Origin of the sequence: Hymenobacter mellowenesis (genome assembly GCF_030581005.1) — a bacterium.
GTDB classification, from domain to species: Bacteria; Bacteroidota; Bacteroidia; order Cytophagales; family Hymenobacteraceae; genus Hymenobacter; species Hymenobacter mellowenesis.
The window spans coordinates 305,812-323,264 of the sequence record NZ_JAUQSX010000005.1 but is presented as its reverse complement, the minus strand read 5'-3'; the positions used below and the strand labels follow the sequence as shown (position 1 = coordinate 323,264).

Annotated in this window: 16 protein-coding genes; 3 read left to right on the top strand and 13 right to left on the bottom strand. The window is 55.7% G+C overall.

The genetic code is table 11. The features are described 5' to 3' along the window. The 13 genes from Q5H92_RS12000 to Q5H92_RS11940 all read right to left on the bottom strand — a co-directional run bounded on the left by Q5H92_RS12000 (window position 1) and on the right by Q5H92_RS11940 (window position 15,653). Window positions 1-345, bottom strand: coding sequence for a cytochrome C oxidase subunit IV family protein (locus Q5H92_RS12000; RefSeq protein WP_305011766.1), 345 nt, complete (start codon window positions 343-345; stop codon window positions 1-3). Window positions 346-433: 88 nt separating this feature from the next. Beyond that, entirely contained in the window at window positions 434-1,207 is a 774-nt protein-coding gene (locus Q5H92_RS11995; protein ID WP_305011765.1) for a cytochrome c oxidase subunit 3, read from the bottom strand. Window positions 1,208-1,229: 22 nt separating this feature from the next. Continuing rightward, window positions 1,230-1,820: a cytochrome c oxidase subunit 3 gene (locus tag Q5H92_RS11990; protein WP_305011764.1), complete on the bottom strand. Its 591-nt coding sequence runs from the start codon at window positions 1,818-1,820 to the stop codon at window positions 1,230-1,232. Window positions 1,821-1,912: 92 nt separating this feature from the next. Continuing rightward, window positions 1,913-2,764: a heme o synthase gene (gene cyoE / locus Q5H92_RS11985; protein ID WP_305011763.1), complete on the bottom strand. Its 852-nt coding sequence runs from the start codon at window positions 2,762-2,764 to the stop codon at window positions 1,913-1,915. A gap of 69 nt (window positions 2,765-2,833) precedes the next feature. Next, window positions 2,834-3,991: a COX15/CtaA family protein gene (locus Q5H92_RS11980; RefSeq protein WP_305011762.1), complete on the bottom strand. Its 1,158-nt coding sequence runs from the start codon at window positions 3,989-3,991 to the stop codon at window positions 2,834-2,836. 83 nt (window positions 3,992-4,074) lie between these two features. Continuing rightward, window positions 4,075-5,967, bottom strand: a complete 1,893-nt coding sequence (locus Q5H92_RS11975; RefSeq protein WP_305011761.1) for a cytochrome c oxidase subunit I — start codon at window positions 5,965-5,967, stop codon at window positions 4,075-4,077. Window positions 5,968-5,988: 21 nt separating this feature from the next. Further along, window positions 5,989-7,059 (bottom strand): cytochrome c oxidase subunit II, encoded by a 1,071-nt coding sequence (locus Q5H92_RS11970; RefSeq protein ID WP_305011760.1) that lies wholly within the window; start codon window positions 7,057-7,059, stop codon window positions 5,989-5,991. 86 nt (window positions 7,060-7,145) lie between these two features. After that, on the bottom strand, window positions 7,146-8,471 hold the full coding sequence (locus Q5H92_RS11965; protein WP_305011759.1) for a quinol:cytochrome C oxidoreductase: 1,326 nt from the start codon (window positions 8,469-8,471) through the stop codon (window positions 7,146-7,148). A gap of 6 nt (window positions 8,472-8,477) precedes the next feature. Beyond that, window positions 8,478-9,227, bottom strand: a complete 750-nt coding sequence (locus Q5H92_RS11960; protein ID WP_305011758.1) for a c-type cytochrome — start codon at window positions 9,225-9,227, stop codon at window positions 8,478-8,480. Next, complete coding sequence (locus Q5H92_RS11955; RefSeq protein ID WP_305011757.1) at window positions 9,227-9,754, bottom strand: DUF3341 domain-containing protein; 528 nt, start codon at window positions 9,752-9,754, stop codon at window positions 9,227-9,229. The genes Q5H92_RS11960 and Q5H92_RS11955 overlap by 1 nt, the downstream gene beginning before the upstream one ends. Beyond that, window positions 9,747-11,201 (bottom strand): NrfD/PsrC family molybdoenzyme membrane anchor subunit, encoded by a 1,455-nt coding sequence (gene nrfD, locus Q5H92_RS11950; protein WP_305011756.1) that lies wholly within the window; start codon window positions 11,199-11,201, stop codon window positions 9,747-9,749. The genes Q5H92_RS11955 and nrfD overlap by 8 nt, the downstream gene beginning before the upstream one ends. 12 nt (window positions 11,202-11,213) lie before the next feature. Beyond that, complete coding sequence (locus Q5H92_RS11945; RefSeq protein ID WP_305011755.1) at window positions 11,214-14,225, bottom strand: TAT-variant-translocated molybdopterin oxidoreductase; 3,012 nt, start codon at window positions 14,223-14,225, stop codon at window positions 11,214-11,216. Between the two features lie 102 nt (window positions 14,226-14,327). Continuing rightward, window positions 14,328-15,653 (bottom strand): c-type cytochrome, encoded by a 1,326-nt coding sequence (locus Q5H92_RS11940; protein ID WP_305011754.1) that lies wholly within the window; start codon window positions 15,651-15,653, stop codon window positions 14,328-14,330. Between the two features lie 526 nt (window positions 15,654-16,179). On the opposite strand from Q5H92_RS11940, the gene rpsF reads away from it, so the two are divergent. The 3 genes from rpsF to rplI all read left to right on the top strand — a co-directional run bounded on the left by rpsF (window position 16,180) and on the right by rplI (window position 17,379). After that, window positions 16,180-16,557 (top strand): 30S ribosomal protein S6, encoded by a 378-nt coding sequence (gene rpsF, locus Q5H92_RS11935; protein WP_305011753.1) that lies wholly within the window; start codon window positions 16,180-16,182, stop codon window positions 16,555-16,557. 54 nt (window positions 16,558-16,611) lie between these two features. Beyond that, the gene (gene rpsR / locus Q5H92_RS11930) at window positions 16,612-16,845 is read left to right on the top strand and encodes a 30S ribosomal protein S18 (RefSeq protein WP_035561439.1); all 234 of its coding nucleotides are present in this window, start codon (window positions 16,612-16,614) and stop codon (window positions 16,843-16,845) included. 90 nt (window positions 16,846-16,935) lie between these two features. Next, window positions 16,936-17,379: a 50S ribosomal protein L9 gene (rplI, locus tag Q5H92_RS11925; protein ID WP_305011752.1), complete on the top strand. Its 444-nt coding sequence runs from the start codon at window positions 16,936-16,938 to the stop codon at window positions 17,377-17,379. The last annotated feature ends 74 nt before the right edge of the window (window positions 17,380-17,453 follow it).

Sequence of the window (17,453 nt, the reverse complement as noted above, 5' to 3'; positions counted from 1 at the left end):
CTATTTAAACATGTTTTGCAGGACTTCGCCGATGAACGAGCCTTCTGTAATCAATGCCACCAGCAGCCAAATCAGCAGAGCGACGGGCACCAGAATAGTCCAAATCAACCCTTTGGTTTCATGCTTCAAGTGCATGAACTCGGCCACAATGAAGAAAGCCTTGAAGATGGTGAGGACGATGAAAATGCTGTTGCGCAACGTACTCGGGTGCATCAGAAACACGAAAACGAATTCAACCGCCGTAATCAGCACGAGGATACCGAATACGCGCCAAATCCAGCCGGTATTGGGTTTGGCGATTTCGCCGGGGGCGAGCGTGTGCTCAGTGGGTGCGTGGGAAGCCATTTTTGAAGTTTTGAATGTTGAGGGTTAAGGGTTGAATGTGGGCTGAATTTGAAACTCAGCACCCAACATTCAGCATTCAACACCCGAATTAAACGAGGTAGAAGAAAGTGAACACGAACACCCATACCAAGTCTACGAAGTGCCAGTAGAGGCCGATTTTCTCAATCATTTCGTAGTGGCCGCGCTTCTCGAACGTGCCGTTGGTGGTGGCGATGAAGCACCACACCAGCAGGCAGACACCCGAGAATACGTGCGTGCCGTGGAAGCCGGTGATGAAGAAAAATAGGTCGGCAAACAGCACCGGACCGTACTGGTTCATGGACAGATTAGCGCCAAACAGCTTGGTGCCATCGGCCATGATGGTGGGCTCGGCGTGGCCGTGGATGAAGTGGCTCCATTCCCAAGCCTGGCTGAGCAGGAAGGTGCTGCCGAACAAAATGGTCCAGAGCAACCATTTCTGCACGTCTTTCTTGTCCATGCGGTGGCCGGCTTCTACGGCCAGTACCATCGTCACGGAGCTCAAAATCAGAATCATGGTCATCAAAGCCACGAAACCCAGGGGCACGTTGGCTTCGCCCATGCCGGGGAAGGCGTTGAAAACGTGGTCCGGAATCGGCCACCACCGCGTGCTGAACACGAAATCCTTGGCTTCGCCGGTGAACACCTCGTGCTTATGGCGAATCATGCCATAAGTAGTGAGGAAAGCTGCAAAGGTGAAAGCGTCAGACAGAAGGAAGAACCACATCATCAGCTTGCCGTAGCTCGCCTTGAAGGGTTCGTTGCCGCCATCCCAGTTTCCGGTGCGTGGAGCGTCGTGAGTAGCGGCAGCAGCGGGTGACTGCAAAGTGGTCGATTGGGCCATAGCGGACAGCGTAAACGTCGTTTTAGTGGTTCAAAAGTAAGAACAAATACAGGTACAGCCAAAGTCCGCCCAGGAAGTGCCAGTATAAGGTAGCGTTGCCAATGGAAAGCATAGCGCGCGAATGCACCTGATAATTAAGGGTCCGGCGCAGCACAACTGCCAGAAAAATAAGCCCCGTCACCAAGTGAAAAGCGTGCACACCCATCAGCACGTATACGAATGAACCGGAAGGATTGGCGTCAGCACCACCGAAGTAGGTGTTGCCTGCCACCAAATCGCCAAAGCTATGGTACTGCCCTACCAGAAAAGCCAAGCCCAGCACCAGCGTAACGATGAGGCCGATTTTAACGCGGCTGATTTCGTCCTTTCGGGCTGAGAAATAAACCCATTGCATACTGGCACTGCTCAGCGCAATGAGGATGGAATTGATGAGCAGCGAGGCGGGCAGGTCGAATTCGCGCCAGTTGCCTTCGTCGCGCCGCACGATGTAACCGCTAGTGAAAGCAGCAAACATCATCACAATGCTGAAAATGAGCAGGATGAGCAGCACGCGCTTCGGGTGCCAGCCCAGACCGACTTCCTTTTCGGATAAAAGCTCAGGTTGAGGATTCATGTGCTAGTTATTAATGAATAATTGGGTTTTGTCAGCGGGTTTTCAAGCCAATGAACTCGATACCATCACAACAAATACCTAACAATTGACAGCTAGATTTTGTCCAGCACCAGCGCAATTTGCACGATGGGCAGGTATAAAAAAGATGCGAACATGATGCGTAACGCCGCCTTGCGCGACTGCGTCCGCATGAGCTGCACCGTGAGTAACAGAAATAGCACGCCGCACACCACTGCCACCAATGCTGAAATCCGGCCCGAAATATTGAATTCCAGCGGCAGCAGACTGAGCGGAATCAGCAGCAGGGTGTACGTCATGATTTGGAAAGCCGTGCGGATATCCCGGTTGCCCGGCGAAGGTAGCATCTTGAAGCCTGCCCGCTTGTAGTCCTCATCGGCCACCCAGGCAATGGCCCAGAAGTGCGGAAACTGCCACATGAATTGAATACCGAACAATACCCACGCCTCGACGCCCAAATGCCCCGTAGCGGCTACCCAGCCAATCAAAGGCGGCAACCCACCCGGGATAGCGCCCACGGCGACACAGATAGGCGAAATTGTCTTGAGCGGCGTGTAGATGAAGCCGTAGAGAATGAGTGACAACAGCGACAGCGCGGCTGTGAGCGGGTTGAACACGTAGGCTAGCAACCCTAATCCGGCCACGCCCAGCAGCACGCAAAAAACCCACGCTTCGGCCGGCGAGATAATGCCCAACGGTAGCGGCCGTTTGGCCGTGCGGGTCATCAACTTGTCGAGTTCCCGCTCATGAACTTGGTTGATGATATTCGCGGAACCCGTCACGAGCAGTCCGCCCAGCAGCACCAGCAGCGCCCGACTCCAGTTGAATTCATGCGCCCCCAGCAGGTACCCAATTGCGCTGGAAAACGCTACCGTGAGCGAAAGCCGGAATTTGAGCAGCTGAAAATAGGCGCGGGCCTTAACCATCAATACCTCGAATAATTACGTCGTTGGTTCGGCACTACACAGCAGCCGTAAACCAAACGGGCCGCAAAGTTACGCAACAACGCGCCGGGCGGCATCCGTCGGCGCAATAGTTTCCGGAACTTTCCGAGCCCGCGCCACCGCCAGTAAGGTGAGAAACTGTACTCCGAACAAGACCGTAGCCAGCGTGAGATGCACCGGCTGCACCCAGGCCGGGAATGAAAACGAGGCGAGAACAATGCCTGCCAGTATTTCCAACCCAATAACGGCGAGCGTCGCAACTACCAGCTTGCGCAAACGCTCACGGCCCAACTGCCACAGTTCGTATCCAAGGTAACTATTGAGCAGTAACACCGCCGCCGATACCGTGCGATGAACACTGAATGTGCTTCCTAACTTCGATACCCACGTTTCTCGTCCCGCATAATCCGCGGCGGCTGATACCATGTCAATTTGCTCCCGAACCTGAGTGCCTAATACGATTTGCCAGAACGTGAGCAACACAGCCCCCCAAAGCCACAAATGCAAGCTTAGCCTAGGTACCACGCCTGACTCTTCACGCAACTGCGCTTCGCCAGTGCTAGTAGCCAATACATGGCCTTCAAGTTGTGCTCCTTTTCTCCCCCACCGGGCGCGGTCTACGGCATACAAAAGCAGTGCTACAATTAGCAGTGCCAAAGCCATGTGAACCGTCACCATTACCGGCAGCAGGTTAGTCGATACAACCAATGAACCCAGATACCCTTGTACGCCAGTGAGAATAAACGAGGCAAACGCCAGCCAAAAAATGGTTGGGTCGCGGCGCCAGTATGGCAAAGCAAACACAACTGTCAGGAAAACAAAGACACCGATTAGCGCGCCGAGCAGTCGATTGACGTACTCAATCCAGGTCTTCACCGGATTGAAATCAGTTTCGACATACTGCGTGGGATGCGCGAAAATGCTGCCGGCCACCTGTGCAAAACCTAAGCGTTGCAGTGTCTGAGCCAGCTTTTGATTCTTGGCTACTCGTTGCGCCGTGTACACCTCTTTGTAATTGGCGGGCAATTCGCTGGCCTTGGTTGGCGGCACCCAGCTGCCAAAGCACTTGGGCCAATCGGGACAGCCCATGCCGCTACCAGTGCTACGTACCACACCACCAACCAGAATCAGCAGGTAAACGGCCACTACCGTCAGCAGCCCCACAAAGCGGAATCGAAGCACGACGGGGCTTATCGTTAGATTAGCCATATTTTTTGATTGGGGATTATGCAGAAAACAAAACGGGCCGCCGGTCAGGCGGCCCGTTTTGGGACTTTATTATTTCAACCAAACTAGTCGGCCATTTCTTGCTCGTAGGGCAGGTTCGACGACTGCGTTTGCGAGAGCGGCACGTTCTGCGGGATAAAGTCCACATCAGAGCCGGGCTTGCTGTAGTCGTAGGGCCAACGGTAGACGGCGGGAATCTCGCCGGGCCAGTTACCGTGGCCGGGCTCAATGGGCGTCGTCCATTCCAGCGTAGTCGAGTTCCAGGGGTTCTGGGTGGCACGACGGCCGCGGAAAATGCTGTAGAAGAAGTTGAAGATGAAGATGAACTGACCTAGGAAGGCGATGATGGCCGCAATCGAGATGAACTTGTTCATGTCGGCGAATTGCGAGAAGGCATCAAAACCCGTCCAAGCGTAGTAACGGCGGGGGAAGCCGGCGATACCTACGTAGTGCATCGGCATGAACACGAGGTATACGCCAGCAAACGTCAGCCAGAAGTGGATGTAACCCAACTTCTCATCCATCATGCGGCCGAACATCTTCGGGAACCAGTGATAAACACCGGCAAACAGACCGAAGAAAGCCGAGCTACCCATTACCAAGTGGAAGTGAGCCACCACGAAGTAAGTGTTGTGCATCTGAATGTCAAGCGTAGCGTTGCCGAGAATGATACCCGTCAGACCACCCGAGATGAACAGCGACACGAAGCCAATCGAGAACAGCATTGCGGCCGTAAAGCGGATGTTACCGCGCCACAGCGTGGCCAGCCAGTTGAACACCTTCACCCCTGACGGCACGGCGATAATCAGCGTCAGGAACATAAAGACCGAACCCAGAAAGGGGTTCATGCCCGTTACGAACATGTGGTGAGCCCACACCACGAATGAGAGTAGCGAGATACCAATCAGCGAACCAATCATGGCGCGGTAGCCAAAGATGGGCTTACGAGCATTGGTCGAGAGAACTTCCGACACCATGCCCATCGCAGGCATAATCACGATGTATACCTCAGGGTGACCCAAGAACCAGAACAAGTGCTGGAACAGCACCGGCGAACCGCCTTGGTTGCTCAACGCCTGACCGGCGATGTATATATCCGACAGGAAGAAAGAGGTACCGAACGAACGGTCGAACACCAGCAGCAGCGCAGCCGAGAACAGTACCGGGAACGACAGAATGCCGAGGATAGCCGTCAGGAAGAAGGCCCAGATGGTGAGCGGCAGCTTACTCATGCTCATGCCGCGGGTACGCAAGTTGATAACCGTCGTCACATAGTTAACACCACCCAGCAGCTGCGACACGATGAAGAACACCATGCTCACCAGCCAGAGCGTCATGCCCATACCGGAACCGGGAATGGCCTGCGGCAGTGCGCTCAGCGGTGGGTAGATTGTCCAGCCGGCAGCAGCCGGGCCCGTCTCAATGAACAGCGATGAGAACATAATCACACTGGAAATAAAGAAGAACCAGTACGACAGCATGTTCATGAAGCCGGATGCCATGTCACGGGCACCAACTTGCAGCGGAATCAGGAAGTTAGAGAACGTACCTGACAAACCAGCAGTCAGCACGAAGAATACCATTATGGTACCGTGCATCGTCACCAGCGCCAGATAGAACTCCGGGTTGAGCTTACCGGCCTGAATCCAGTGGCCGAGGAAAGGCGTTAGCCACTGCATCGAACCTTCCGGCCAGCCCAACTGGAGACGGAACAAGCTGGAAAGCGTGCCGCCCAGAATTGCCCAAAACATGCCCGTAATAAGGAATTGCTTGGCAATTTGTTTGTGGTCTTGGCTGAACACGTATTTCCACAGCCAATGCTGGTCGTGGTGCTCGTGGTCATGGTCGTCGTGCAACAGGTGGTCGCCGTGCTCGGTGGTCGGCACCGGGGCGGAGCCCACGCCGCCCGACGCTTGCACGCTGGCCGAAAAATTGGGTTTGGGTGTCAGGTCTGACATAGCAGGATACCGTTTGAGTAGTTAGTTCGAGGCGGCTAAGGGCATAGGTGCGGCCTCCACTTCAGGCTGCGCAGCTATTGGGGTAACCAACGTTTTGGCTTTCTGTTTGAAAGCGGCCATTACCTCGGGGTTTTTGGCAGAGAAAGATTGCTGAGCAGCATACCAGTTCTGGTAATCGTCCGGCTCATCAACAATCACCGTGGCCTTCATGGCGAAGTGGCTGCCGCCGCACACTTGGTTGCAAGCCAGTTCGTAGTTGAACTTGGGGTTGCCCAGTTTGGCGCGCATCTCATCGGTAGAAACCGTAGGCGTGAACCAGAAACGGGTCGGCATACCGGGCACCGCGTACATCTGCACGCGGAAATGCGGCATATAAACAGCGTGCAATACGTCGCGCGAACGAATCTTAATTAGTACCGGCACGCCCTTGGGCACGTGGATTTCATTGGTGGTGAAGTCATCGATGGCCGACTTGTCGCTCAGGTCGAAGCCCCATTCGTTCACGGCATCAATCATGCGGTAGTTAATCACCCCAAGCTTCATGTCGCGGCCGGGGTAACGCACCAACCAGTTGAATTGCTTGCCCATCACTTCCACAACCACCGAGTTCTTTGGGGCCGGGCCAGTGATGCGAGTCCATGCCTTCCAGCCGGCGAAAATCAGGGCGGCCATTACGATGGCTGGAATCACCGTCCAGATAACTTCAATCTTGTTATTGTGGGCGAAGAAGTAAGCGCGACGACCTTCTTTATGCTGGTATTTATAGGAATACACAAACAGCAGCGTCTGGGTAATGGCGAAGGCCACGCCAATCACCGCCATGGTCGTCCAGAACATGCGCTCCATCTGGTGGCCGTGGATGGAAGCAATGGGCGGATTCATCTTGTTGAAGTTCTCAACAAACGAATACGCAAACCATGCACCGCCAAAGACGAGGAAAACGAGCATCAGAACAGCGTTAACGCTATTGCTCATGCCGATGTCGCGGGTGAACGTACCCGAAAAGATGGAAGTCAGAATCTGCAAGCGGAACAGCAGGCCGAACACGACCAACAGCAACACCAACACCAGCAAAATGGTCAGAGCAGTCATTGAGTTTTTTGTATTGTGTACTCAGTATTGAGGATTGTGCGCAAGGCCAACGAGACAATTGCGGCGCAATACTTCCTACTATAATCTTAGGTAGTGTGGTGAATGCTTTCGTCCAGGAAGGGGTGATTTACCGGAACGAGCGAAGCCGAAGCCAGACGGCGCGTGAATAGAATCAGGAAAGCGCCCAAGAAGATGGCAGCGATGCCAATTTCAATCAAGAACCCATTCTCGCCACGCAAAGTTGCCGGCATGAACATCAAATAAAAGTCCGACCAGTGACCCACCAGAATGGCGATACAAACGATTTTCATGATAATCATCTGACGTTTGGCGTCGCGCGTCATCAACCCGAGGAAGGGAAAAACGAAGTTGATGATGATGTTGAAGAAGAACATGCCAGTGTAGCGTCCTTCGTAGCCACCCAGGCGCTGGTTGTAGTACACAGCTTCTTCAGGCAAGTTGGCATACCAAATCAGCATAAACTGCGCAAACCATACGTAGGTCCAGAAAATGCTGAAGCCAAACATCAGCTTGCCCAAATCGTGCAAGTGGTTCGTGGTCAAAGCCCGCAGGTAGCCCGCTTGCTTGAGGAAAATGGCCGTGAGGGCAATAGCAGCAATGCCCGATACCCACCACGAAGCGAAAACATACCAACCAAACATAGTGCTGAACCAGTGCGTGTCAACCGACATCACCCAGTCCCAAGCCGACATCGACGACGTCACAGCGTAAAGCACCAAGAACAAAGCCGAAGCATTCACGCTCTTGTGGAACCAAATCGTGCCGCCCAGCTGGTCTTCGGCCAGCGACAGCTGACGCAGCTTGTAGCTGAAGAAAGCCCAGATGGCGAGGTAAACGACCGTGCGGATGAGATAGAAGGGCAGGTTTAGGAAACCGCTCTTGCCAGCAATGATGGCATCGTAGCCAGGGTTGGGCTTGCCATTCACCATCTTGTCCATAATACCCTCATGGGTCCAGTGGAAAATATCGTGACGGCCAACCAAGAATACCACCAGCATAATCACAGCACCGGGGATAATCCAGGCACTAAGGGCTTCCGAGATGCGTTTCACCATCACCGACCAGCCTGCATAGGCCACGTAGTTGATGGCCATGAACACCGTACCGATGGTGGAAACACCTAGGAAGAACACATTGCTGTGCCAGAGGCTCACCAGAATACGCTTAACAAGGGTGGAGCTGCCTTCCTCATGTGCGGCAGCGGCGTGGCCACCCGCAGCATGAGCGGCAGCAGCATGCTCTTCGGCACCCCAGCCCATCACCTGAGCCAGAATACCGAGAATGAGTACCAACACGCCGGCGGCGATGATGGCAAAGAATGTTTTACGGGCGCCATCCGTAACGACGAGCTGTTCAGCCGTGGCGCTTTCGTGGTGCGTCAGAGTTGCCATAGTGCGTTAGTTGGCGGTGCCGTTAGTTGCTTGGGTTTTGCCTTCGCCGGGGGTAGCCGAGCCGATGCCGGCCTGGGCTTGGCCTACCGGTGCCGTATTGGCGGCGTCGCGGGTTTCAGTCGAGTCGCTGGTGACGGTGCTGGTTGGGCCTTTGGCCACCAGCTTGCTCAGAGCATCGGGGCCTTCGCCGCGCTGGAGCACGCGCACGTACATGGCTATTTTCCAACGCTCTTCCGGGTTCACCTGCGAGCCGTGCGGCATCATGCGGTTGCGGCCCCACTGAATGACGTGGTAGATATGCCCGTCGTTCATCGTTTTGTAAGCGCCAGCCGAGTAATTCGGCACACCTTTAAACTTCACGCCGACCAAGCCTTGGCCATCGCCTTGTTCACCGTGGCAGTGCGAGCAGATACGCGTGTAGAGCACTTTGCCCTCTTCCAAGTTAGCCTTGGTATAAGCGTAAGGATTACGGAGCGTACGCTCGGCGATTCCAACGCTGTCCTTCGGGATGTGGTCGAAGTAGTTCAGCTTGCCGCGCGGGATGGTGCCGTTAGCCGGCGTCCGCTCGTTGATGCCAAACGAGTTAATGGTGTTAAAGCTGGTTTGGCGCAGGGGCTCGTACGGGATAGACTCGTACATCTCCGGGGCGTACTCCACGCCGGGGTCGTTTCCATCGTGGGTGCAAGCCGTGGTGGCCAGCCCCAGGGACAGCAGCAGCGCCGAAACGCGCAGGCTCAGGTTCAGCGGATGCGTCATTAGTTTTGGGTCATTTCTTTTTGGTTGACTTCCGAAGCGCCGTTATCGCGCAGCAGCTGAGTCATCCGAGAAAACTGCGAACCGGTTTCATCCAGCTCGATGGCCATCACGAACTTGTCGTCGGTAGCGCGCACATCCATCACCGGTACTTTGAAGCGCGGGTACAGACCAGTAATCGTGAAGAAGGTAAGGGCCATGCCGTGGCAGGTGAAGAACACCGTCAACTCGAAGGCCACCGGCACGAAGGCGGGCAGACCGATGTGGGGCTTGCCACCGATAATCATCGGCCAGTCGAAACCCAGCATGTAAATCTGCATCCACAGCGCGAACGACAATCCCGTCAGGCCAAAGAAGAAGGCCGCGATGGGCAGGCGCGAGCGTTCGATACCGAGCGCATCGTCGATACCGTGTACCGGATAGGGCGAAAACACATCGTAGATTTTCACTCCCGCCGCGCGCACGTTCTCGACGGCGTGCAGCAGCACATCTTCGTCCTCGAAGATGCCGAGGGCATATTGCTTAGTCATGCTGGTTGTAGGTTACAGGTGCCGAAGCCGGTGCCCCGTGGGTGGCAGGATGGTGAGCGTGCGCAGCGTGGGCCTTGGGATTGTAGGTCGGGCCGTTGTCGCCGGTGTACTTCAGGATGGTTTTCACTTCGGCCATGTTAATCACGGGAAAGAACTTGGCGAAGAGCAGGAACAGCGTGAAGAACAGGCCGAGCGTACCTACGTACAGGCCGATGTCGATAATCGAAGGCGAGAACATGGCCCAGCTCGACGGCAGGTAGTCGCGGTGCAGCGAAGTCACGATGATTACGAAGCGCTCGAACCACATGCCGATGTTTACGATGATGGACAGGATGAACGTCAGCGGAATGCTGTAGCGCACGCGGCGGAACCACACCAGCTGTGGCGTAATCACGTTGCAGGTCATCATCGAGGCGTAGGCCCACCAGTACGGACCGGTAGCGCGGTTGATGAAGGCGTATTGCTCAAACTCAACCTGTGAGTACCAGGCAATGAAGAACTCCGTGATGTAAGCCACACCCACGATGGAGCCGGTTACCATCATGATTTTGTTCATCAGTGCGATGTGCTCCAGCGTGATGTAGTCTTCAAGACGGAATACCACGCGGGTAATCAGCATGAGCGTAAGCACCATGGCGAAACCCGAGAAGATAGCACCCGCCACAAAGTAGGGAGGGAAGATGGTGGTGTGCCAGCCCGGAACTACTGAGGTTGCAAAGTCCATCGATACGATGGTGTGTACCGAGAGTACGAGCGGGGTCGAAACACCAGCCAGAATCAGCGAAACGGTTTCGTAGCGCGACCAGGCTTTGGCCGAACCTTTCCAGCCGAAGCTCAGCATGGAGTAGCTGAACTTGGCGATAGGGCCCTTGGCGCGGTCACGAATCGAAGCGAAGTCGGGAATCAGACCGATATACCAGAACACCAGCGACACGGTGAAGTAGGTCGAGATGGCGAACACGTCCCACAACAGGGGCGAGTTGAAGTTAGCCCACAGCGAACCCAGCGTGTTCTGGAACGGGAAAACGTAGAATGCCAACCACGGACGGCCCATGTGCAACACCGGGAACATGGCGGCGCAGATTACGGCGAAGATGGTCATGGCTTCCGCCGCGCGGTTGATGGAGCTCCGCCATTTCTGACGGAACAGCAGCAGTACGGCCGAAATCAGGGTGCCGGCGTGGCCGATACCTACCCACCACACGAAGTTGGTGATGTCCCAGGCCCAGTTAACGGTTTTGTTCAGGCCCCACTCGCCGATGCCGTACCACACGGTGCGGTACACGGAATAGAAGAAAACGCCCAGGAAAAACAGGGCCACGCTCAGGGCGGCCATCCAGCGCAGGTTGGGCTTGGCCTCTACCTGGTAGCAGATGTCCTGCGTTACGTCGTGTAACGTCTTACCGCCAGTTACGAGCGGCTCGCGTAAGGATGATACGTGCTGCATATATGGTAAGTATTAAGCGTTTTCTTCTTTAGCAAAGAACTCCGACTCGGCGTTACGAATCTTCGTCAGGTAGGTCACATTCGGCTGCACGTTGATGGAGTCGAGCGAGTGGAAAGCGCGCTCGCCGTCTTCGCGACGCAGCAGCTGGCTGATACGGCTCTTCGGGTCCTTCATGTCACCGAACACGATGGCTTCGGTGGGGCACGACTGGGCGCAGGCCGTCACAATCTCGCCATCAACGGGGCGGCGCTTTTGCTTCTTGGCTTCAAGCTTGCCGAGCTGGATGCGCTGCACGCAGAACGAGCATTTCTCCATCACGCCACGGGCCCGTACGGTTACGTCCGGGTTCAGCACCATGCGGCCAAGGTCGGTGAACATGTGGCCGTTCACGATTTCGAACTTCTCATTCGAGTAGTACGAGAACCAGTTGAAGCGACGCACTTTGTAAGGGCAGTTGTTAGCGCAGTAGCGCGTGCCGATGCAACGGTTGTAGGTCATCTGGTTGAGACCTTCCGAGCTGTGTGTGGTAGCCAGTACCGGGCACACCGTTTCGCAGGGCGCGTGGTTGCACTGCTGGCACATCATGGGCTGGTGAATCACCTGTGGGTTCTCCGAAGGGTCCTCCATGGCGGCGTAGGTATCAACCTTGCCTTTGGTTTCAAAGGAATCCTTGTGCGTATCGGAGCTGTAGTAGCGGTCGATACGCATCCAGTGCATCTCGCGGCGGTTGATAACCTGCTGCTTGCCCACCACGGCGGTGTTGTTCTCGGTCTGGCAACCTACCACGCACGAGCCGCAGCCAATGCATGAGTTCAGGTCGATGGCCATGCCCCAGTGGTGGTTGTTGTACTGGTAGTCCTGCCACAGCGAAACCTTATTCGGAGCCTCTAGGCCGTCAGGCGTGGAAATCTTCTCGTACTCGGTTACTTCCTTAGGATTTCTCTTGTAATTCGCCAGCGAGTTCTCCTGCACCACCGGCTTGCGGTCCATCAGGGTCTGGTGCGTCTGAGTCTGGGCAATGGGCGAAGTAGCTTCGGTTTTGGCCAGCGTCACCACATTCATGTACTGAATGCCATTGGCCGTCATGGCCAGCGGGGCGGCATTCTCCCCTACTTTGTCGCCAGCCTTGCCGGCGGCGGTACGGCCGTAGCCGAGGGCAATGCTTACCGTGCCATTAGGCTGTCCGGGCTGAATCAGCACGGGCAGTTCTACGCTGTAGCCGTTGGCGCTCACCTTCAGCACATCGCCCTGCTCCCACTTCTGTTCCACGGCCATCTTGCGCGGCACGGCCACGTAGTTGCCCCAGGTAGCTTTCGAAATCGGGTCGGGCAGTTCCTGCAGGAAGGGGTTATTGGCTTCGCTGCCGGTAGCGCTCAAACCAACTTTCTCGTACAATGCCAGCTCAATGCCGCTCGGCTTGGCGGCACCGCTGAGTTGGGCGGCGGCGGCGGCGGGGCTCAGCACGGCCGTAGCTGGTGCCTGAGCAGCGGGCAGCGCGGTGCCCATCATTACGCCGTCGTGCACGGCTTTGTCCCAAGCGGCGTCCGTCGGGGTAATGCCGCGCCAGTTGGCACGCAGGTATTTGTAGTAAGACGTGTTGTTGCCGGCCCATTTCAGCAAGCTCTCCTGCGCCTGGCGCGTGGTGAAGAGCGGCGTGATAACCGGCTGAGCCAGGCTGAGGTAGCCGGCTTTGGGCTCAAAGTCGTTCCACGATTCTAGCCAGTGGTTGTCGGGAGCGGCGTACTGGCAGAGGCTGCCGGTTTCGTCCAGACGGTCGTTGAGCGAAATAGTCAGCGGCACTTTAGCAATGCCCGACTTCACTTTCGCGCCCAGCGGGTGGTTGAACACCGGGTTTGCGTTATAGAAAATCACAGCGCCAACATTGCCGCTGTTCATATCATTCACCAGCGTAGCCATGCGGGCGTCGTCGCCCTGGCGCAGGTTGCTGGCAGCAGCACCAATAGTAGTACCGGCGTTGCCCAGTGCTTGGTTGATGGCGGTAACCAGCGTCTGCACGGCTGGGTCGTTCGAGCCTGATACCACGAGGCCGGTGCTGCCTGCGGCTTTCAGTTCGGCGGCAGCCATGCCTACTTTGGTTTTCGTGTCGCCGCCGCCGTTTACCACGGCGTTGTACAGTGCCAGTGCGGTAGCACCCATTTCCGACGGCTTTACCGGTACGCGCACGTCGGCGTTCGAGCCGGTGAGCGACATAATGGTTTCGAACTGGAAGTGGCGCGACATCGTGCGCTTGGCCGAGCTCACCTTGCGGTTCACCACGTACTGCTTGGCGTACTCCACCGGCGAAATCCAGGTACCGAGGAAGTCGGCGCCGAGGCTTACGATGACGGTGGCCTTGCTGAAGTCGTAGCCGGGTACCATGCCGCCGTTGGCTTGTAGCAGGCCGCTGGCCGACTGCGCGTCATACATGACGTGCGTGGTATTGGGGTAGCGGCTGGCGAATTCGGCAATGGCCTTCTTCGTGCTGGGGCTAATAATGGTAGGCGAAACGATGGCAATGCGGCCGGTCGTGCTCGCCAGCTTCGTGCGGATTTCCTGGTCGACTTTGCTCACCTCGGCCTTCTGGCCTTTGATAGCAAAGTGCTGCAGGCGGCCACCGTCGTAGAGGCTCAGCACGGCAGCCTGGCCGCGGGCCGACAAGCCGCCTTTGGTGATGGGCGACTCGGGATTGCCTTCCAGTTTAATCGGCCGGCCTTCGCGGGACTTGACCAGTACGGCGTTGTAATCCGAGCCGGTGAAATACGTGGAGGCGTAGAAGTTGGAAATGAGCGGGTCAATTTCCTCGGGCTTGTTCAGATACGGGATGGCCTTAATAACCGGCGTCTCGCACGAAGCAAGCACAGCGGCACCTACGCCGAAGCCCATGAGCTTAAGGAAATCGCGGCGGGGAGCCGAGGTATCGTCCTTGCTCTCGTGGCTTTCCTTCACCGGCATGAATTCGGCGAAAGCCGATTTCATAAATTCCGGAGCGCTTTCCAGTTCCTCAATTCCTTTCCAGTACTTCATTTGAAATGGTAATCAGTAGTCGGTATTGGGTAGTCAGTAGTCAAATAATCAGTAGTCTCAATACTGACTACCCAGTACTGTCTACTACAATCAGTTTTTAGCTTAGTAGTGGCACTTCGAGCACTCGGTGCCGCCGTTCGACGACACGGTGAAGGGAGCACCAGCGTTTTTGCTGTCGTGCAGTTTCACCAAGTTGTCGTAGTACTTGTTGTCCTTCGAGTTGATGGGCATCTCGCGGTGGCAGTTGATGCACCAGCCCATAGTGAGGGCCGAATACTGGTACACCACTTCCATGTTCTGAATGGGGCCGTGGCAGGTCTGGCACTGGAGGCCGGCCACCTGCGTGTGCTGCGAGTGGTTGAAGTAAGCCAGGTCGGGCAGGTTGTGGATGCGCACCCACTGGATGGGCTGCTTGCGCTCGATGGCGCGGTAGATTTTCTTGATTTCGGGCGACTCTGTCTTAATCTGCGAGTGGCAGTTCATACAGATGTTGGCCGAAGGAATGTTAGCCGATTTGCTCTTGTATACCGAAGTGTGGCAGTAGGCGCAGTTAATCTGGTGCTCACCGGCGTGCAGCTTGTGCGAGAAAGCAATGGGCTGCGTGGGCTGGTAGCCTTGGGTCAGGCCCACAGCCATCACGCTTTGCACGCCTTCATAAAGTAAAACCAGGGCGAAAACGACACCCACAATGCCGCGTAGTACGGGCGAGCGGTAAAACTTGCCCCAGTCGAAGCGCTGCTCCAGAATCTCTACGTCGCGGCCGTCGAGGTCCTTGCGGCCGCGCAACACGTCCTTCATCAGGTTACCAATGATAACGAGCGTCACCACCAGCACAATCAGCACGACTACAAGGACAATCAGCAGGATGTCAACGTACTTGCCAGCACCAGCTTCGTCGGCACCAGCAGCAGGAGCTCCGTCGACTTTTGCAGCACTACCATCCGTGGGACCAGCTTTAGGAGCACCTTCCTGCGAAGTCACATAAGCTACAATGGAAGTGATTTCCTTGTCCGACAGGGCGAACGAGGGCATCTGCTGTTTGTTGAACTTGTTGAAGAGGGCTACTGCGTAATCATCGCCACTGGCTACCACTTTGCTGGAGTTCTTAATCCACGGAATCAGCCAGGAGATGGGGCGGCGCTTGGTGATGCCAGCGAGGGCCGGGCCTACCACCTGCTCATTCACGGCGTGGCACTGGGCGCAGTTGCCTTTAAATAGTGCATCACCGGCGGCAACGGCGGCCGCATCGCCACCACCGGCGGCGGGGGCAGCAGCCGTAGCGGGAGTAGCCGCTGCGGTGGCACCGGGGGCTACCCCTTCTTTTTTCACGTCGGCGGCAGCTTGGGCCGAAGCCTGCTGGATGCCGGCAAACGTGAGCACAAATGCCAGCAACAGATGAGGTAAGGAACGGAGGCGAATGCTATTCATACGAAAATAGACGGTAAAACGAAACGCTAGGGGCATTTCAAGGCCACAAATGTAGGTCAGGAATCGTAGGCGGCAAAAGGGAAAAGGCATTTTTGGCGTCTCAATACCCCGCCAGAGCTTATTTAGAATAATACCAAATAAGGCGCTTCGGTATATTCAGGAAACCTGCTTTTCTCGCATTCAGGAAATTACAATAGGCTACATACCACCTTCCACCAAGGCTGGCAGCACAGCTAACCATAAACGCCCATCGATTCACAACCTCGCTGACACAGGGTGGTTCGAACGGTCATCATCTCAAGTTGCTGGCGGGCGAGATTGTTACATACTGCATAGTAGCCCTGCCCTACTTGAATGCCTATACTATATGGTAATGTGCACTTATGAGTTGAACACTGACATCTCGGAAAGTCTGCTCACAGTTGTAGTGTGAGAAAATACAGGATGTTAGCTTGGCAATGTGCCGGTAAGTCAGTACCTTTGCACCCCAATTAATTTTTTCACCCCCACATTCACCACCATCGTAATGGAAGTTAGAAATTACGAGACGGTCTTCATTGTGACTCCCGTTCTGAACGAGAGCCAAGTGCAAGAAACGGTCGAGAAGTTCACCCAGGTGCTTAAGGAAAATAGCGCCGCTCTTTTATCCACCGAAGCCTGGGGCCTGCGCAAGCTGGCGTACCCGATTCAAAAGAAAAGCACCGGCTACTATTTCTGCCTGAGCTACACTGGCGAAGGCAACATCGTGGACGTGCTGGAGCTGGCGTTCCGCCGCGACGAGCGTGTTATCCGATTCCTCACGACCGTGCTCGATAAGCACGCCGTGGAGTACAACAACCGCCGCCGCAACGGCGAAATGAACCAGCAGAAGGCTGCCAAGGAAACCGAAGCCGTAGCCCAATAATTTAGCAACGACATGGCATCTCCCGCATTCAACCGCAACAACGACCGGTCGGCTATGAACAAGCCGCAGGATACTCGTAAGAAATACTGCCGCTTCAAGAAGAACGGCATTAAGTACGTGGACTACAAAGACCCGAACTTCCTGCTGAAGTTTGTGAACGAGCAGGGCCGCGTGCTGCCCCGTCGCCTCACCGGCACCAGCCTGAAATTCCAGCGCAAAGTGACCCAAGCCATCGCAAAGGCCCGTCACCTCGCCCTGATGCCGTACGTAGCCGACGCTCTGAAATAGACCTTAGACCTGAGAACTCAGAACTTAGATTTTCAACTGCACCTACGCTCTTGGCTCTAAGTTTTAGGTTTTCAAATCTTAATCAAGACAATGGAAATTATCCTCAAAGACGACGTTAAGGGCCTCGGGTACAAGAACGACACCGTAACCGTGAAATCGGGCTACGGCCGCAACTACCTGCTGCCGCAGGGTCTGGCTATTCTGGCCGACAAGACCAACAAGAAAATCACTGCCGAGAACGTGCGTCAAGCCGCTCACAAAGCCGACAAAATCCAGGGCGACGCCCAGGCCATTGCCGACCAAATCGGCGACACGGTGCTGGAAATCCCCGCCAAGGTGGGCGAAAGCGGCAAAATCTTCGGCCGCGTAACTACTCTGCAATTGGCCGATGCGCTGAAAGCCAAGGGTGTGGACGTGGACCGCAAGCGTCTGTCGTTCGACCAGGAGCCTTCGGCTGCTGGCGACTACACCGCTACCGCTAACCTGCACAAGGAAGTGAAGCACACGGTGAAATTCCGCGTGGTAGCTGAGTAGTTTCGGCTGCGCAACTCGTATGAAAAAGCCCTGCCTGCTGGTAGGGCTTTTTTTATTCCGGCTACCGGCGCTTT

What these genes read in the sequence shown, in the direction of transcription:
- Q5H92_RS12000 (WP_305011766.1), bottom strand. Translation starts at nt 345, where the DNA reads ATGGCTTCCCACGCACCCACTGAGCACACGCTCGCCCCCGGCGAAATC.
- Q5H92_RS11995 (WP_305011765.1), bottom strand. Translation starts at nt 1,207, where the DNA reads ATGGCCCAATCGACCACTTTGCAGTCACCCGCTGCTGCCGCTACTCAC.
- Q5H92_RS11990 (WP_305011764.1), bottom strand. Translation starts at nt 1,820, where the DNA reads ATGAATCCTCAACCTGAGCTTTTATCCGAAAAGGAAGTCGGTCTGGGC.
- cyoE (WP_305011763.1), bottom strand. Translation starts at nt 2,764, where the DNA reads ATGGTTAAGGCCCGCGCCTATTTTCAGCTGCTCAAATTCCGGCTTTCG.
- Q5H92_RS11980 (WP_305011762.1), bottom strand. Translation starts at nt 3,991, where the DNA reads ATGGCTAATCTAACGATAAGCCCCGTCGTGCTTCGATTCCGCTTTGTG.
- Q5H92_RS11975 (WP_305011761.1), bottom strand. Translation starts at nt 5,967, where the DNA reads ATGTCAGACCTGACACCCAAACCCAATTTTTCGGCCAGCGTGCAAGCG.
- Q5H92_RS11970 (WP_305011760.1), bottom strand. Translation starts at nt 7,059, where the DNA reads ATGACTGCTCTGACCATTTTGCTGGTGTTGGTGTTGCTGTTGGTCGTG.
- Q5H92_RS11965 (WP_305011759.1), bottom strand. Translation starts at nt 8,471, where the DNA reads ATGGCAACTCTGACGCACCACGAAAGCGCCACGGCTGAACAGCTCGTC.
- Q5H92_RS11960 (WP_305011758.1), bottom strand. Translation starts at nt 9,227, where the DNA reads ATGACGCATCCGCTGAACCTGAGCCTGCGCGTTTCGGCGCTGCTGCTG.
- Q5H92_RS11955 (WP_305011757.1), bottom strand. Translation starts at nt 9,754, where the DNA reads ATGACTAAGCAATATGCCCTCGGCATCTTCGAGGACGAAGATGTGCTG.
- nrfD (WP_305011756.1), bottom strand. Translation starts at nt 11,201, where the DNA reads ATGCAGCACGTATCATCCTTACGCGAGCCGCTCGTAACTGGCGGTAAG.
- Q5H92_RS11945 (WP_305011755.1), bottom strand. Translation starts at nt 14,225, where the DNA reads ATGAAGTACTGGAAAGGAATTGAGGAACTGGAAAGCGCTCCGGAATTT.
- Q5H92_RS11940 (WP_305011754.1), bottom strand. Translation starts at nt 15,653, where the DNA reads ATGAATAGCATTCGCCTCCGTTCCTTACCTCATCTGTTGCTGGCATTT.
- rpsF (WP_305011753.1), top strand. Translation starts at nt 16,180, where the DNA reads ATGGAAGTTAGAAATTACGAGACGGTCTTCATTGTGACTCCCGTTCTG.
- rpsR (WP_035561439.1), top strand. Translation starts at nt 16,612, where the DNA reads ATGAACAAGCCGCAGGATACTCGTAAGAAATACTGCCGCTTCAAGAAG.
- rplI (WP_305011752.1), top strand. Translation starts at nt 16,936, where the DNA reads ATGGAAATTATCCTCAAAGACGACGTTAAGGGCCTCGGGTACAAGAAC.